We start from the raw sequence: 18,456 nt of genomic DNA, 5'->3' as shown, positions 1-18,456 counted from the left end.
TTACGAGCGCAACCCTCACCTATTAATGTCATTGCGAGCGCAACCCTCTCCTATTATCGTCATTGCGAGCGCAACGAAGTGGAGCGCGGCAATCCCATTATTAGAAGCGAGCTTCTTACTTTGAGATTGCCACAGCGGTGAGAACTCTCCTTTTAAATCGAACATTTCGGTCCACCGCTTCGCAATGACAATTGACCGTCACTGCGTGCACAACCGTTTCTTACTATCGTCATTGCGACCGCAACCCTCTCCTATTATCGTCATTGCGAGCGCAACGAAGTGGAGTGCGGCAATCCCACTATTAGAAACTCGCTTCTTACTTTGGGATTGCTTCCCTGAAAAAGCATTTTCAGCTCCTCGCAATGACGTTCGTGCTTGTTGGATGGGTTCGCTTTTGTTGATTGGATTGTTTCGTCGTCGTGCCTCTTCCTCGCAAGGACAGTTCAACGCAAAAGTTCCGACTTTTGCCGGAACTTTACATTAAATATGAATTGTTGTTTTCTGCTTATCTGATCACTTTCTTCGTGGTCACTGTGCCTCCCTGATCGATTTTTAAGATGTAAACACCATTGAGCATGCGGTCTGTAGGAATGTTTACTTTTACGGCATTTGGTTTTGCTGAATAGATCAGTCTTCCGACACTGTCGTACATCTCCAAAGCAGTGATTTTTTTGTTCTCGGCTTTCACGATAAAATCAGTTCCGTCTCTATAGACGATCACACTTTCTTTTACAGTTTGATTGGTTGCCAAAACACTTTCCGGTTTATAGATGATTTCAAATCTACCGGTACTTTCTCCTGCATTTGCTTGGAAGGTATAATTTCCGTCTGATAAATTCGTGATGATGCCGGTCTGCAAATCTTTGAGGTAAATACTTTGTCCGTTGGCAAAGATGCCTTCTTTATCATCAAGCCCGATGGTGTAATTACCTGTGGCAAAATGCTTAGTTCCTAAATAAATGCGGTCTGTATTGGCAAAACTGCTTCTTCCCTCGATGGCGATTTTTTCATTTTCCACCATGGTGTATATCGCATCTGATCCACCCATACTGCGGGAATCTTCTGGTCCGAATGCATTATTTCCACTTGCGTAATGAACCACTGCAATGGTAGAAGTAATTCCAGAAGGAGCGGTCAATTGCAACCAATACCGGTCATCCTGTACATTTGAATTTCCTTTCCCGAGGAAATCTGCTGAAGAAACCGCATCAGTTCTTACTCTGTTATTGAATTTAAAACTATAATTAGATTGAAAGGCTCTCGTCATGAAACCTTGTCCCACTTTTACAATGTTGGTTGGAACTTTTGTCCCTAAAGAAGATTTTGTTCCCGTTCCTGTGGATCCCGCAAGAACATTAAAGGTAGCGTATGCCTGACCTTGATATCCGGTACCCTGCTGCGTAAATTGTCCGTTGCCATTATTGTCCCAGAAATAAAAGGTAGCACTAATATTTGGAGAGGGCGCTTGAAAGTCCCCAGTTTGACCTCCATTGTTATCGTATAAACTTAAAAGGTCGATGTTGGAAGGATAAGGATTTCCTACTAAATTATAACCCAAAGTAGTAAGGGCGGTATTACTGTTGGCAATAGGTAAAATTACATTTCCGTTTTGTGGCACACCTCTAAAGGTAGCGGTTACATTGGTTGCTCCGCTTCCTGTAGGTTCTTTCACCGCAAGACCTCTTCCAGGAATATTTACGCCGGAGGAATTGTAAAACATATTATTCGCTTCGTTATGATATAGTACAAAAGTAGCATTGGGATAGATCGTTTTAAAGGTTTCACCACTTGCGAAATTGACTGGCGTTCCCAAGTAATTGTACTGATTTCGTGCTGCTCCTACTTTGATGATGCGTTTGGCGGTAATGTTATCTGAATTAACGATTCCATTTTCTTCCTGTAATAAATTCGCATCGCTTTCCACCACAAAATTATTGCCTATAGGGTCGTGATTGATAATCTTATTTCTTACACTTAGGAATTTACCGGTTGGAATGGTAAGGTTGACACCAGCATTTACTTCACATTCGCAAACTGATAAATTACCGGTATTATTTGTTGCGGTAAAATTATAATTACCTGCAAACAGGGCTTTTTCTCTGGAGCCTGGTTTGTTGGTGTTTTCACCCGTCCAACCGGTTCCATTCCAGGTTTTAACTTTAGCATTTCCCGCATCCACGTGTACATTGTCGATGAGCCACAGATTTCTGTTATAAAACCTATCATAAGGACTAAATCTAGATTTTCTTTCACCAGATTGACCTGTTTTTGCTACAATACGGAATTTAAAATTATTAGTTAAAGCTGAGACAGGGATATTAAGTTTAAATTTTCCATATTTCGTGGTATTTGTATTATTTACTGTATATAGCATTCCATCATAATTACTTTCTGGAATTATAGTTTGACCAAACCCATATTTGTATGATCTTGGATCCATCTCATCTGTATCGGGAGATCCTTTAAGCTGAATTTCATCAGAAAAAGTACCATCTGGCTTCATTATTTGTAATTTTACATAATCGAATCCGTTCACGCCCGATCCAGTATTAGTATTACTAGAAGTAACATTTGATGTAGAAAAAGCAGCTACCTCAAAATTAACACTCACTTCCTGTTGTCCTGTTAGATCTACAGGTCCAAATTCTAAGGTCACTTCTCCTGTGCCTAAAATACTACTTGCATCAGTACCGCTTCCTCTAACAAATATTGATCGGGTTGGCGATTCTGCTGAATAAAGATTAGTTCCTGCCGGATATAATTGTACGCCTGTACCGAGTGTAGGATTAGGAGTATTTGAAGTTGCACCTGTGGAACCGGGAGCTCCTGCACTAATCACAGAAGTATTTAAATTCGAACCGGACGTTTCAAAATTTTGAACCAAAATAGGAACTGAGCCCAGATTGCAACTTTTACCATTACCTTTCACTTCAAAACGAAAAGGATTATTAGGAACAATATTTCCACCAATCACCACTTCCGCTGTTTTTATTCCCTGATCTGTGGGCGCAAATCTAACGGTAAAGGTTGCATTCTGCCCCGCATTTATCGTTGCTGGAACCGTTCCAATTATACTAAAGCCCACATTATTTGGAACAAGTTGCATCGAATTGATTTCCAAAACTCTTGACCCGGTGTTCTCAATTAAATAGGTTATATCTAACCATTCTTCATTAGTGAGCCGACTTTTAAAATCTGTATCCAGTCTCAACGAAGCTCCTGCATTATGAGTAATGAATGGAGGTTGTGGGGTTTTCGTGCTTCTTACAGAAATGGTTGTTGTATTTCTTACCAGTTTTAAATTATTAACTCCAAAAAACTGAAGAGTAGCACCACTTGCACTGCTGGTTCCAACGATTCTAATTTTCACTTGTGAACTAACATTGATGCCTGTTAGAGGAACGGAAAAATCATCCGAATCCCCGCCTGCAATAAAGATACCAGCAGTTAGGTTTTTTTCATCAATTTTTGTTTCCGGTTGACTATCAACTTGCATAAAAATTTGTATGTTGGCACTAATTGAACCAAAACCCGCTCCTGCTATCGTGGTATGTAACTGCAATATTAATCCATCATTATAAGGTGTTGGTGCAGTAAAAGAGAAGCGTACCTCATCCAGATTATTCTGAAATAACAAATGATTAAATAGAAAATTTGGTGCTGCAACAGTAGGAGGATCATAATAATTTATACTAGGGTTTGTAATACCTATGGGTCCTACATTAGAATTCAGATTATTATTCAAAGGATATGCTATCAATGTCTGTCCCATAATTCCTACTGAAATAAAAAGCAAAATTATAAAGGTAAGTTGCTTTTTTAGCTGGAGTAAAATTGTTTTCATCTTGTTTTGTGTTTATAATTTTTTTAAATCTGTATAGAATAAATTTCTTCATTTACAGAATAGCAGATTTACTAAGAGATCGGATGTATGTCGGCAGAATTCTCTAGCGAAAAGACCGTTTTACAATCGTGGTGATATTGCACGGAATTATTTCCTTAACTAAAAATTAAAGCAAATTTTGTGGGAAATAATTTGAAAGGGGTATTGAGTAAAACATTGCGCCTAAGAGCAATGCATACAAGAGTAGAATTTTTTTTCATCATTTGTGTTTTTGTGTTGAGTCAAAATTACAAATGATTTTGAAAATAATTTCGGGTGAAAACACCCTTTTTTCAAATTATTTTTTTTCAGCTGCTGGTTGCTTTCTTTTTTCCCTACTAAATCTCCCGACAGGATCTCCCAGATTGTAAAGCTTCAAAAAGCACCATTTTGATCGACTCCGTGACGTTTTATCTCTTTTTTTTACTTCGGTTTTGTGATGTTCTGTCGGGTGAATTCTGCATTAAAAAAATATTCGCCGAAATGAATTTCAGTTTCTATTTTTAAAAAAATTGAAACCAAGGCTATTATTTTGATGCACGCTACACTTTGATGGTCTACAAAATTCAAATGCCATTCACCCCTTTTTCTATTGGGAAGTTCGCTTAAAGAGGGTGCTTCAAAAGTCATTCACAACCATACCACTCGAATCTTTGCAAGTCTCGACAACAGTGATTGCAGATCAACCGTAACGAACCCGTAAACAGGAGAAATAGAGCGCTGAACAATAAGAACCTTTGCTTCAACTTTCAATAAACAGACTGCTTTTAACCAATTTTTCCAGGTTCTAAGACCCTTCTTTTTAAATCCTTCGACGACACTTCGATTTTCCTTTAACTTTAATTCAACGATGCTTCGACCATCCTTCGACTTTCCTTCGAGGTTTCTTCGACAATCCTTCGATAAAAACATCTTTTTCTCGAAGCGTTGTCGAACAAAGGTCGAACAAAGGTCGAAGAAACAGACACAAAAAAGAACACTTTAGGGGTTTCATCAATGCGTGAGTAAGCAAACAGCAAAGACCGGTTGACCACAAAAAAAAGTGAACCAGACTGTTGCCTGATTCACTTTTGGGTTTCGCTTCTCTAGGGAGAAGAATTATAGCTTTTTATCTGATGACTTTCTTTGTGGTGATTTCACCATTTTGATTGATTTTCAAAATATAAACCCCATTCAACAGTTGATCCGCAGGAATGATGGTCTTGAAACTGTTGGGACGGAAAGACCTCATCAATCTTCCGGCACCATCAAAAAGCTCTAAGTCTGTTATTTTTTTGGATTGGGCTTTCACAACGAAATCATTGCCATCCTTATAGACCACGAGGTTTTCTTTGGTTGCGCCATCAGTTGCCAAAACTGCTTCTGGTAAATATACGATTTCGAATCTGTCAGTACTTGCTCCTGCAGTAGCAGCGAAGGTATAGGCTCCTTGACTCAAGTTCGTAACGATGCCAGTTTGCTTGTCTTTTAAGTAGATGTTTTGGCCGTTGGCAAAGACGCCTTCATTTTCTGCCAAAGCGATGGTGTAATTTCCGGTGGCGAAATAGTTGCTTCCCAATACAATTTTATCGGTATTCACAAACTTGGGTCTGCCTTCAATCTGCAACTGATGGTCTTCTGCCAAACTGTAGAACATATCAGAACTGGAAACATTAAGTTCAGAATCATCCATTCCATAAGTGGTAGAACCTTCTTCCAGATAAACCACCGCAATGGTATTAACGGCATTGGTTGGGGAGATTAATCGTAACCAATAGCGGTCTGTTTTGGAAGCAGCCCCTTTGCTGAAGAATTTCACACCTGTATTATCTATCGTTCGAACACTATTATTGAAAGTTAAAGTTTTACCAGCGGAACTTGTTTTGACCATAAATCCTTGTGCTACTTTCGCAATATTATTGGGAACTTTCCCGCCAATAACCAATGGCGACGGCAAGATGTGTCCTGCAGCATTTCCTGTATCGGTTACTGCATTATAAACTGCGTACGCGCGGCCTTTATAGTTGCTCCCTTCTTGAACATAGACATTATTGGCGCCGTTGTCCCAAAAATAAAAAGTAGAACTGATATTCGCAGAATTCAGCGTGTACAAAGCCTTTAAGTCAATATTAGAGGCATAAGGATTCCCGACCAAATTGTAACCTAACGAACTGTTTGTAAATGCTAAAGGGTAAGTGATGACTCCATTAGCAAGTGGTCCTTTAAATTCGGCATCTTTATTATTCGCCGGAACATGTGCAACACTCGGTTCTTTAACCGCAAGACCACGACCGGGAATATATGCGCCGGAGGAATTGTAAAAGAAATTATTGGATTCATTGTGATAAAGAATGTACGGGTACGTAGAAGTGGTAGGTACACCTGGATAAAGGGTTTTTAAACTTTGTCCAGTTACGGGAGAAATCAAATAATTGTACTCATCCCGCGTGGTACTGCTTCGGAACTTGATGTTTCTTCTTGCGGTTATCGACCCCGAATTTGCTGGAGTAGGATTATCGTTGATTTGTTTTAAGTTACTATCGGATTCAAGAACAACTTTATCAATTCCGGCATTGTTGATTATTCCGTTTTGAATGGTCAATGAGCCATCGCCATTGATGGTAAGCTTACCAGATGGGGCTTCTATTTTCACCACTTTAGCCAAGCCATTAGTACCAGATAAAACCGTAACTGGCTGTTTGATGAGGACACATTTGGTGATGTCTGGAATTGAGGTCGTTGGTTGCCAATTGGTTGTATCCCAATTGGTAGCAACAGTATCCCAAACTTTATTGTTGTTCTGCACGGTAATCACACCGGTTGTAGTACAACCGTTGGTTAAAGTAGCGAGTGCAGAAATATTCCAAGAAGCGATGGTTTCCAGTTGCGTCTGGGTAGGTCTTAAACAAACCGAATTGGTAGGAGTTCCATTGATATAATTGGTGCTACAGTCCGCATTATAAATTCCGATATTGGGTGCAGTCCAAACGAAGGACGTGCTCAAAGGTTTATCACCATAGAGTCTGATGTTATCAATACCAATTCCATCTCCCCAATACGCTAAATAGCGGAATCTTACTTTAAGGTTAGTGACCTCAATATATGCATTTAAGGGAACAGTCATGTTTTGAAAACGGGTTCCGATTCCCAAACTAGCGGTATAAGGTTGCACCGTTGTCCAATTGGTTCCATCTGTAGAAACTTCAACAAAAAAACCTTCTACCGTACCCCCTGCTTCAGGCGACGTATCCCCATAATAAGAATAATAGGCAGAAAAGTTTAGCTGCAAATTGGTAAAATTTGTAGTATCATAAGATGCAGTAGAAGTTAAAATGGTATGCACCCGTGTAGTGGAATAATCTGAAGTTGCAAATGCAAATTTATTTCCTCCAAAGCCTGAGCTTATGGCAGGTTTCCAAATGGCACCTACAGGCGGAAATGTACTGCTTTGGTTTTGCCATCCTGTTAGAGCCACAGTGCTATTGTCAATACCTGATATAGGAAAAGTACCTGAGGTGTCGGTTGTGCTTGTAAAATCAGCGTTTGTACCTGTTGAGCGTGTAAAAAGACCTAATCCGGAATCAAAATTCTCTTCAAGTAAAATAATTTGTTCCTGTTCCCCAACCGATATGAGTTTCAAGGTATTGTCGTCTCCACAAAAATTAGCGTTCGCCAAAGGCAAATCAAAGGAAATATTAGGAATGGGTCTGATTCTAGCTACAACCGGTCTTCTAAAAATAGATTCGCAGGTGCCATTAAATGCCGTAACATAATAAGTCGTCGTCGAACTTATGGTAGGTGTCGTAAATGAGGCATTCAACATCGAAGCATCAACCGGTGTTTCGGCCAATAAGTTTCCTCCTGTCACCGAATCATACCAGCGAAGTGTTTTTGTTCCAGCAGTGCCTTTTCCAGAAAGTGTTAAAGCACCTGGACCGCAATAAATTGCGTTGGTTACAGTATCTAAGTTCGAAGCACAGTTAGATACTACTGTAATAACATAATCTTCTGCCTCACCGTAATTGATGCCTGTAAAATTGCCACAAGCATCGAAAGCAGCTGAACAATAATTTGATGGGGGGGAGACACAGGAGTAGCGGTAAACCCTCGTACGAATGACATAATCTCCAGGTGCGGTTCCCGCAGGTATTACAATTCCAAAAGTTGTTGAAATCGCCCTCGTCCCACCCGAAGTGTAAACGAGCTCTGCACCGGAATTGGTAAAAGTACCGTCCTTATTCCAATCTACCCATGCACGGTAGGCAACATCTACATCATTACTTTTTACAAAAACATTAATTCCTTCGCCTGCTGCTTGTTTGGTTTTATTCGGTAGTCCGGTAAAATTTTGATAGCCACCTGAATAACCATTACTGTTATTTTGAACATCATTGAGCGTACCTAAAAAACGAACATCGGTGATATAAGAATTTGTAGGCGTTGCAGTAGTTGGCGCACAATATGTTGCGGTACAAATTGCTGCACCGGTAGTAAACCTCCAGGTTGCTGGTGAGCCTGTGGTAATGCCACAGCTGTTTCGAGGAACTATTCTCCAGAAATACGTGGTAGTTGCGGCTAAAACACCTGTATTAAAAGAGGTACCTGTTACATTTGAGGTGATGCTACCCGGTAAACTACCCGCTCCAAAATAAACATCATAGGAAGTAGCACCAGCAACCGCTGACCAACTTACACTGCTAACTGAATTAAATCCCTGATAGCAAATTCCCGTGGCAATATGGGCGGGAACGGGAGTGGTTGCAATAGCGCTTATAACAGTACTAACTGAAACCGCAAGGTTTCCTGCACCAACGCTCCAACAACCGGTACTGTTGTTTCTTGCTCTAATGTAATAAGTTCCTGAAGCGGCAACATTATACGTGGCTCCACTATTGGTCATGTCCGTATTACCTGCTGCAGTTTGCCAGTACCAAGTTTCACCTGCAGGAGGTGTTCCTGTTCTGGTGAGCGTTACTACGGATGGTGTACACTGGGGTGAATTGCTCGTAGGATTTCCAGGAGTGACCGGTGCTGGATTTACGCTTATAATTATACCGTTATTTCTTTTCCCATCATTAACTACATCTACCCTTCCTGAAGTCGTTCCCGCTTCAATGACCGCGGTAATCGTAGTTGAATTAACTACGGTTACACTTGTACAAGCTGTACCGTTTACAGTAACGGTAGTGCTACCTGCTGTAAAATTAGTTCCAGTAATGGTGATCGTGCTTCCAATACAAACCGGACTTGGAGTAATGGCAGATACAGAAATAAAATCAATCATTACGCGACCGGGTGCTCCTGCACCTCCACCGTAATTGGTACAAAAAAAAGGGCAATAACTTTCACCACCACCGCCACCTGCTCCTGGTGATAGACCGGGTAATCCGGCACTATTTGCGCTACCTGCTCCGCCTATTCCAAAAGTTCCAAACGCCGTTCCTGAGTTTCCTCCATTACCACCAGTAAAATCACCAAGAGTGCCATTTGCACCAGCAGAATTAGTTCCTCCTGTTGCAGCACCACCGCCACTATTCAGAGCAAGGTTTATAAAACCTGCATTACCAAGACCTCCTGTTCCACCGTTTCCTGTCAAACTAGTAATGGGAGAAGGAGATGTTATGGTAGAGGTTCCACCATTTCCTCCTTTTCCTGCATTAGCTGCCCCGGCTGCACCAGCTGTTCCAACGGCATAGGTAAAATCATTTCCAACGGAAACAGCAATCTGGGAAGACGCCGCACCGCCACCACCACCGCCATTTCCGCCATAACCACTATTGTTTGAGCCACCACCGCCACCGCCACCGCCCCATGCGGCTGCATTGACGTGGGTGACATTTGCAGGAACAGTAAATTTTTTATTAGTTCCGGGAATATTGTCGTTTACTTGTCCGTAAAGAAGACCGGTAAGGAAGACCGCAAAAAAACAGAGTATGCTTTTCTTTAGTGGTTGATGATCTTTTAAATGATTAAAATGCAGGAACGGGAATCTGTTCTGCGCAGGAGTAAGTATATGATTTTGCATATAAAAAATGGTTTAGTTTATTTTTTATATCCATCACTGTGTGTTAAGAAGTGTTAAATGTATAAAATTTCAGGATATCAATCATAAAAAATTTTCTTTTTTTTACAAAATAATTTTTATATATTGATTATCGATCAAATTTACATTCTATCGGGTAGGTTCTACGAGCGTTTATCGAATGACTTTCTTCGTGGTTATCTTGCCATTTTGATTCACTTTTAAGAGATACAGTCCGTTGCTCAGTTTCGTTGCATCGATGACTACTTTCAGATTGTTGGGCTGCACTTCATACAACAGTTTGCCACTTGGATCATACATCTGCAAAGCGGTAATTTTTTGCGTTGATGATTGTACAATAAAATTATTACCTTCTTTATAAAGTACCCACTCATCTTTTAGCGCCGCCTCAGTCGCCAAAATGGTTTGTGGTTGATAGATAATTTCAAATCTTCCTGTATTTGCTCCTGCATTGGCGAAGAAGGTGTAGGATCCTTTACGCAGATTAGTTACCATTCCAGTCTGTTTGTCTTTCAGATAAATATTCTGATCCTGGTCGAAAACACCTTCTTGATCATCAAGTACAATGGTGTAATTTCCAGTGGAGAAATGCGTACTTCCAAGCGATACCACATCCGTATTGGTGAAAGCACTTTTACCATTAATATTTATTTTTTGATCGTCCACGATAGTGTAAAGGGCATCTGAACCATCAGACGAAAAGGAATCTTCCTTCGTATATCCATTATTTCCGCCCTTTAAATAAACCACGGCAATTTGGGAAGCAATATTCTGCGGACTGATCATGGATAACCAAAATCGGTTCACTGGAGTATGATCGCTTTTGCCTTTACCGAAGAAACTTTCAGAAACACCTGCTTTACGAATGCTGTTATCAAAAGTCACACTTAAATTATTCACAAGCGCTCTCGCCATAAAACCCTGCCCGATCTTTACATACCTCGTAGGAGTTTTCAAAGAGCTGGTTCCAGCGTCGCCCATCGCTTTTGTTCCTGTTCCCAACGCAGCATTAAATTGTGCATACGCATTTCCGGAATAGCCATTTCCTTGCTGTGTGGTTTCTGTGTTGGCTTTATTGTCCCAGAATTTAAAAGTCGGATCTAAATTGGTGGCATTATTGGTATAAAAACGGATAAGATCCAGATTGGAAGGATACGGATTTCCGATTAGATTATTCCCCCGATTGGGATCAGTTGGGTTGGAATTTAATAAAGTAAAAGTAAAGGATCCATTCTTCGGTACGCCGGAAAAACGTGCTCCCATCACTGCCGATGAAAAAGCTGAAGCAGTAGGTTCTTTGAGAGCCAGCGCACGACCTGGAATATAAACACCAGAAGAATTGTAAAATTTATTGTTGGCTTCATTATGATAAAGTACAAAAGGAACAGGAACCGCATTTCCTGATCCATCTTTATAAATATCTTTTAAATTAGTATTGATCAGCGGGGAAATCACATAATTGTACTGTTGTCTTGCGGTGGATAAGTTCAGATTTCTTTCGGTAAGAATATCGCCCACGTTAATCGCTGCAACATCCTGAAAAAGATTGGCATTATTCGCAAGACGGAATTTCGCACCAAGCGCATTATTGACCGTAATTCCTTTCAAGGCATAAAATTCATTGGGCGCCACATGATCTAAAGTAGATGCTACGAGTAATTCTGCCGCATCAACATTCGTCGTATTTTTCACGGTAGTAATTCCTGTTGCGGTTTTTACACCAGTTCCAGAAATTTTCAAATTTTGGTAATGGCCGTCTGCAGGACTTGTAGGAAATATCGTGCTGATTGTTTGCGCACCCGCTCCATTGTATTCAATCGTCGAAAGCGGTTCCAGATAAATGGCTGGATTGTTTGTAGATCGAACCGCAGCGGTCGTGGAACCGCTAAATCCACTGGTATTGGCTACTTTATAAACACCATTATCTTTCACGGTGAATTTTCCGCCACTTAAAAGGGTGACTCCTGCTGTAGCACTTCCTGTGGAAACATTAGTACCAGAGATTTCAACATTTAAAAAAGTCCTAGACGTTCTGATATCGACTGCAGAATTTCCTGCAAATTCAATCACACCATCTATTAGAGAATAGGGTCCACCAAGGCTAGGTTGTGTACCGCCGCGGGAAATAGTATATCTTCCGCCGGTCATTATCAGAGAAGCATTTTCCATTGAAGCATCTTCAAACCCATTTCCCGATTCATCAATAACTTTCCCAGAAAAAATAGTAAGTGCTCCTAAACTTGTTAATTTTTTGATACCGATAGCTTTGAAACTCACATCATCTTTTGTTGCATTTAATGTTTCTAACTGAATAATTATATTTTTTGCTGATGCATTACCTTCTAGTCCATTACCTGAAATCTGATCTACTCCGTTTGCAACCATTTGCGTCGCATTTGATTTTCCGATATAATAAAAAGTTGCATCTGGAGCAAAAATTCTTTTGGTAGCATCTGAGCCAATCTGAACGTTTCCAGTATAAAGACTTGTTCCTCTCGAAATTCCTTCAGAAGAAGAAATTTTGAGCGTACTTCCAGTTTGAGATTCAAAAGTTTGACTGATATTTCCCAGAACACGTATTAAATTCAATGCGGTAGTTCCATTAAAACCAAAATCTAATGTTCCGCCAGTTCTCACATTGAAACCGCTATTCGTACCGAGCGCAAAATTTTGATTTACTAATTTGGTGTAAGCGCCGGAATTCACATTAAAAGTAATATTAGAAGCGGTGTTTTGGTTTGCCACATTGATGGTTTGCGTAGTTGCAGGAGAAAGTCCGTCACCCGTTCCTACAAAACTAAAATTGGTATTGGCAATGGTATTTGAAGTGGCATTAAGAAGCGCAGTATTAGAAAGTGTTACATCTCCTTTCAAATTTAAAGTTCCTTTTCCGCCGCTCACTTTGTTCATGTCAAAAGTTCCTCCATTGAGAGACATATCGCCCTCGATGTTTAAAGTGGCTGTATTTGCAGCGGTGTCGCCTAAAACGACGGTTCCGGCAGATTGCACATAATTACCGGTCACATTGATTGTTTTATCGCCTATGGGAGCAGATGAACCAAGTGAAAAGTTTCCTGTTCCGCTAAAAGTAAGATTATTGTAAGTGAAAGGAAGTATTTCCTGACCTGTAGAAGACGAAATATATTCTACCGTACTTCCTGCCGACGTATAGGCGTATAAAGCGGGATCCACAGTCAATTTAGCACATATTTTTATCGGCGCAGAAGGTGATAAAACTCTTGGACCGCCCAGAATATTCAGATTTCCGTAGGTTAAAGGAGGAATTGTTTGCGAACCTGCGTTGGTAACCCATAAATTGCTGCTACAATCCAAGATTGCAGAAGCAGTTCCGGTGTAACCGAAGTTCCCATTGATTGTAAAAGTTTTTCCACTGGCAAGCGAAAAAGAAGTTACATCGGTACCTGCTAAAGTGAAGTTGTTAATGCTTCTATCAGAGATGATATTCAATTTATTGGCAACGCCAGATCCTGTAACCGTTGCATTATCAGTTGCACCCGGAACTCCAGTTGGTGTCCAGTTGAAGGGATTGGTCCACATGGTATCGGAGGAACCATTCCAGGTAAAATCTTTTGTAATGGTAAAGGTTGCTTTATAATTTGCACCACCGTTACTGGAGTAGACCGTACCTGGGGAACCAGTAGCATCTGAGTATACTTCTAAGGTATAATTCCCTGGAATTGTAAGTACACTGATGATATTTTCTGTTCCACCTGTTCCTTCCCATACTTGATCTCCACCGCCACATCCTGTACCAAGATTTGCATTAAATCCTATTCCAATTGGAGTAAACCCACCCGAAGGACCACTGGAAGTCAGATAATATCGATAATAAAAATTTCCACCTGTAACATCGCCTCCATTACATTTGGTGGTTTTACTTTGTCCGCCTTTTACAACTAATGAACTTCCGGTTCCATAGCTCCCCAAATTAGCACCTTGAAAATCTGGATACCCCATAAATGCGTCCATGTCGTAATAGGAATTTGCACCACCATTTATACTTAAAATAGCATAACTCTCATAGATTTGTATATTGGCTTGTCCACTAATAACGGTGGGAAGAACACTTAAAAATACGATTATCAATATTTTTGCAGCTTGTAAATGTGTTTTCATTTCATCAAAAATTTATGTTAGATAAAATTACAAATATTTGATAAAAAGATTCATATTCATTCACTAATTAATAAAAACAATTGGTGAAAAAAGTTCTCAAAAATTGCGTAAACCTCTAAGCGCTACCACAGTGATGTTCTGCCATTATTATATTGAATTTCATCGCTTTATCCAAAGAAAAATTTCTGGATTTACAAAGTAGCATTTTAGATCGCAAAGCATTTTTGAACCAATTATTTCATCCGTGAAACTCAAATTCCTGTTTCCAAATACTTCTGCTTTTACTACAAATTTTTCCTTATTTTTGTTGAAACTGTACAATTATGCTCCTCATCAACTCGCTTTCTCAAAATGCGTATTTCAATATCGCCTCTGAAGAATACCTTTTGCACCGCTTTCCGACGGAAGATCTTTTTTTGCTGTATGTGAATGCACCATCGATTATTGTTGGGAAATTTCAGAATACTTTGGCAGAAATAAATCTGGATTATGTAGAGGAAAAGGGAATTAAAGTGGTGCGCAGAATGTCGGGAGGTGGCGCAGTTTATCATGATTTGGGTAATCTCAATTTTTCGTTCCACACGCTTTTGGGGCAGAATGATTTCGGGGATTTTTCTTTTTTTACAAAGCCGGTTTTAAACATGCTGAATACATTAGGCGTTCCTGCCGAATTGAAGGGGAGAAATGACCTTTTGGTGGACGGAAAAAAATTCAGTGGAAACGCAAAACTGGCGCGACACGGAAAAATGATTCAGCACGGCACCATTTTACTCAACTCTGAAATGGAAGTTTTAGGCGAAGCTTTGAAGGTAAATCCTTTGAAGTTTATCGATAAAGCCACGAAATCAAACCGCGGAAGAGTGACGAACCTCATCGATTATCTGCCGAAAGAAACCACCACGGAAACGCTAAAAGAACTCCTCACCGCAGAAATCATTAAAAATAATCCGGAAGCGAAACGCTTCCAATTGAGCCTGGAAGATCTTGCTGGAATTGAACAGTTAATGGAAGAAAAATACGAAACCTGGGATTGGAATTTCGGTTTCTCGCCCCAATATAATTTCAAAAAGGCGATTAAAATTCCGGCCGGATTTATTGAAGTACACCTCGATGTAGTTCACGGAATCATTGAAAAAGCTAAAATATTTGGAGACTTTTTTGCCTCGATGCCCATCGAAGATTTAGAAGTGCAGCTGATTGGCAAAAAACACCAAACTACAGATCTTGAAAACCTTTTCACCTCGATCGATCTCACTTTGTTTTTCGGAAAAGTAACGGCGGAAGAAATTTTGGAAGCATTCAAATAGTTTTGAAAGTTGTCTGGTAAAAAGAATTCGTTACCCGTTCGAAACATTGGGTTTGATTCAATGACGAAAAAAGGTTTGCCCTAAAACGTCAACTCTTTTTTGAACTTTTCGCAGGATGTTTTATGGAATGGGTGATATTCCCCTATAATTTTGGTAAGTACTGAACTGCTTTTGATATCGAATTTTTCAGATTTTTACTTATCATAGTGACTTTTTTTTATGCCATGCATTTCAAATAGACCTTACTAGCAAAGCCTTAAAGCATTATTTTGCGTTACAGGAATTTATTTTTTCCATTTCATAAAGCATTTCTCGGACAATACATTATATTTGTTTCAAATCAAAAATATTTATGAAAAGAACACTATTTTTCGTTTTTGCCTTGTCTTATGCTTGTGGTTTTGCTCAAGAATCCAAAGAATTGACAAAGCTGAAACAACAAAGTAATGCGGTTGTAACCATGAGTAACAGCACCGCAAATCCGAATTTTATGAGATTCGAAAATGCGGAAGGTCTTCAGCTGAAAGCAATGGATGCAAAGGGAAAAGTAAGCGAGTTTCTTGCGACGAACTTTAAAGCGTTCAATCTGAACTCCGAGAAAGATATGGTTTTTGTAGAAGAAACTACAGACAATTATGGATTGAAGAATGTAATTTATCGGCAGACTTTTAACGGCATTCCGGTGTACGACGGTATATTAAAATTCCACTTTAACGGAAAAGGTCAATTGTCCTCATTGAACGGAAATACGATTTCTGCAATCAAAGTAAATACTGTTGCCTCTATATCTCCTTCCGAAGCCGGCGCAATTGCGGTTAATCTAGTGAAGAATCAAAACATTACGACTTCGAAAAATCAGCTGGAAACGGCAAAAAACAATCTTTTAATCTTCCCAAAAAACTTAGTTCAGGGAGGACAGATCACGCCTTATTTGGCTTATGAGATCGAAGTGACCAACAAAAGCGACGTTCGCGAATTTTTATTCATCGATGCACATACAGGAGAATTGGTAGAGCAATTTACAGGAATTCATCCTATCGACCGTAAGTTATACGAAACCAGCACCGCTGCAGCCAACTTAAAATGGAAAGAAGGCGATGCATTTCCGGGAACTCTGGATCAATGGCAACAAAGTGAAGTAGTAACCTCGGAGCATGTTTATAATTTCTTTAAAAATGCCTTTAACTATGTTTCGTACAACGGCGCAAACCAAACAATGATCACGGTTAATAATGATCCCGGAATCAGCTGTCCGAACGCCAACTGGAACGGATCCACCGCGAATTACTGTACTGGAGTTGCTGCAGATGATGTAGTTGCACACGAATGGGGACACGCATACACCGAATATACAAGCGGCTTGATTTACCAATACCAATCAGGTGCCTTAAATGAATCTTACTCTGATGTTTGGGGCGAAACTGTTGATCAATTCAACGGTTATTTCGACGACGGAGAAAACTTGGCAGTTCGTACTACTACTGCTTGTACCGAAAGTATCCGCTGGAAAATGGGTGAAAAAGCGACCGCTTTTGGTGGTGCAATTCGAGACATGTGGAATCCAAACTGTAACGGAGATCCGGGCAGAGTTTTAGATACTGGAAATTATTTTTGTGGCACAGGAGATTCCGGTGGCGTTCATACCAACTCTGGAGTTACCAATCACCTGTACGCATTGTTGGTTGATGGTGGTACTTATAACGGATATACGATTACGGGAGTAGGTTTTGTAAAAGCAGCACACTTATGGTGGAGAGCGCAGAAAAACTATTTAACACCAACAAGTGATTTTGCTATTTTTGCCGATGCATTGGAAGCTTCCGCGAACGATTTGATCGGAATTAACCTTCAAGGTTTATCAACCTCTGCAACTCCTGCAGGACCTAGTGGAAGATTTTGGTCATCAGGAGATATTCAAAACCTTAAAAACGCGATACTTGCGGTTCAGTTGCGATCTTCGCCAAACACGCAATGTAATTACGTTCCTATTTTAAAAGCGACACCTGCTTTATGTGCAACTGCAATTTCAGGTGCTTTGTTTTCAGAAACATGGGAAAATGGTTTAGGAAACTGGACCGCTACCAATATCCCAACGAATCCTTCTTCATGGATCAACAGAAACTGGGTGGTAAAAACAGGTTTACCTTCCAACAGACCAGGGAAAGCAATTTTTGGTGCAGATCCAATCAATGGAAACTGTTCCACCAGTTTACAAAATGGAATTCTCCGTTTAGAAAGTCCACAGATTACCTTCCCTACCTTTACCGTTGGGAAATATGAGATGGCCTTTAATCATTACATCGCCACAGAAATGCAATGGGATGGTGGAAACATCAAATACAGTCTTAATGGAGGAGCTTGGACTTTAGTTCCAAAAACAGCCTTTTCTCAAAATCCATACAACACCACTTTAAATGGCACTACACAAAGTGACAATCCAATGAAAGGTCAAGCTTCATTTAGTGGAACCGACGGTGGTTCATTGGGTGGATCTTGGGGACAAAGTGTCATCGATTTATCTAAAATCGGAGTTGTATCTGGATCCAACATTAAATTTAGATTTGAAGTAGGAACCGATGGATGTAACGGAATCGACGGATGGTATTTAGATGAAATTTACGTTTATAACTGTGACAAACCAGTAATGGCGGTTGAAAACATCTCCTTAAGCAATGCAGTACAAGTATTTCCTAACCCAACTTCGGGCAAAGTGACCATTCAAAATAACAGTGCTGCGAAATTGACCAATGCACAGGTTTATTCGGTAAGCGGACAATTAATCAGAAGTTTCACTTTGGATAAAGCCGCGAAGAGTTCAATCATTGATCTTAGTACTTTTGCAAAAGGAACTTATTTGATCAAAGTAAATTCTGATTCTGAAAGCACCAGTGTAAAAGTGATTAAGAAATAAATCTTATTTCATTCCCCTTATTTATAATCAATCCGGAAGAGTTTACTTTTCCGGATTTTTTTATTCCTTGTTTTTCGTGTAAAAGCGAAGATTTAAGGGAGATTGAGGTTGAGGTTGAGGTTGAGGGAAACAAGTACATCCAGACTTTCTTTGTTAGATGCTGAATGGAATTGTTAAGTGGGATCTTCATTATCAA

At 40.0% G+C, this 18,456-nt stretch carries 6 protein-coding genes; 3 read left to right on the top strand and 3 right to left on the bottom strand.

What is annotated here, in order from left to right; all coding sequences use genetic code 11:
* Positions 1-232: 232 nt before the first annotated feature.
* Positions 233-484 carry a hypothetical protein gene (locus tag BW932_RS14200; RefSeq protein WP_143745476.1) on the top strand — a complete coding sequence of 84 codons (252 nt, stop codon included), beginning with the start codon at positions 233-235 and terminating at the stop codon, positions 482-484.
* A 21-nt stretch (positions 485-505) separates the two neighbouring features.
* Here the strand turns inward: BW932_RS14200 and BW932_RS00875 are convergent, their stop codons facing one another.
* The 3 genes from BW932_RS00875 to BW932_RS00855 all read right to left on the bottom strand — a co-directional run bounded on the left by BW932_RS00875 (position 506) and on the right by BW932_RS00855 (position 14,042).
* Entirely contained in the window at positions 506-3,844 is a 3,339-nt protein-coding gene (locus tag BW932_RS00875) for a T9SS type A sorting domain-containing protein (protein WP_076384420.1), read from the bottom strand.
* Positions 3,845-4,991: 1,147 nt separating this feature from the next.
* On the bottom strand, positions 4,992-9,887 hold the full coding sequence (locus BW932_RS00860; protein WP_076384414.1) for an Ig-like domain-containing protein: 4,896 nt from the start codon (positions 9,885-9,887) through the stop codon (positions 4,992-4,994).
* A 171-nt stretch (positions 9,888-10,058) separates the two neighbouring features.
* Positions 10,059-14,042: a T9SS type A sorting domain-containing protein gene (locus BW932_RS00855; protein WP_076384412.1), complete on the bottom strand. Its 3,984-nt coding sequence runs from the start codon at positions 14,040-14,042 to the stop codon at positions 10,059-10,061.
* A 323-nt stretch (positions 14,043-14,365) separates the two neighbouring features.
* Between BW932_RS00855 and BW932_RS00850 the strand changes: the two genes are divergently transcribed.
* Positions 14,366-15,349 (top strand): lipoate--protein ligase, encoded by a 984-nt coding sequence (locus BW932_RS00850; RefSeq protein ID WP_076384410.1) that lies wholly within the window; start codon positions 14,366-14,368, stop codon positions 15,347-15,349.
* Between the two features lie 352 nt (positions 15,350-15,701).
* On the top strand, positions 15,702-18,260 hold the full coding sequence (locus BW932_RS00845; RefSeq protein WP_076384408.1) for a M4 family metallopeptidase: 2,559 nt from the start codon (positions 15,702-15,704) through the stop codon (positions 18,258-18,260).
* The last annotated feature ends 196 nt before the right edge of the window (positions 18,261-18,456 follow it).

The sequence above is a fragment of the Kaistella chaponensis genome, from assembly GCF_900156725.1.
Taxonomy (GTDB): Bacteria; Bacteroidota; Bacteroidia; order Flavobacteriales; family Weeksellaceae; genus Kaistella; species Kaistella chaponensis.
The sequence above is the reverse complement of the archived record's forward strand: the minus strand, read 5'-3'. Positions and strand labels throughout refer to the sequence as shown.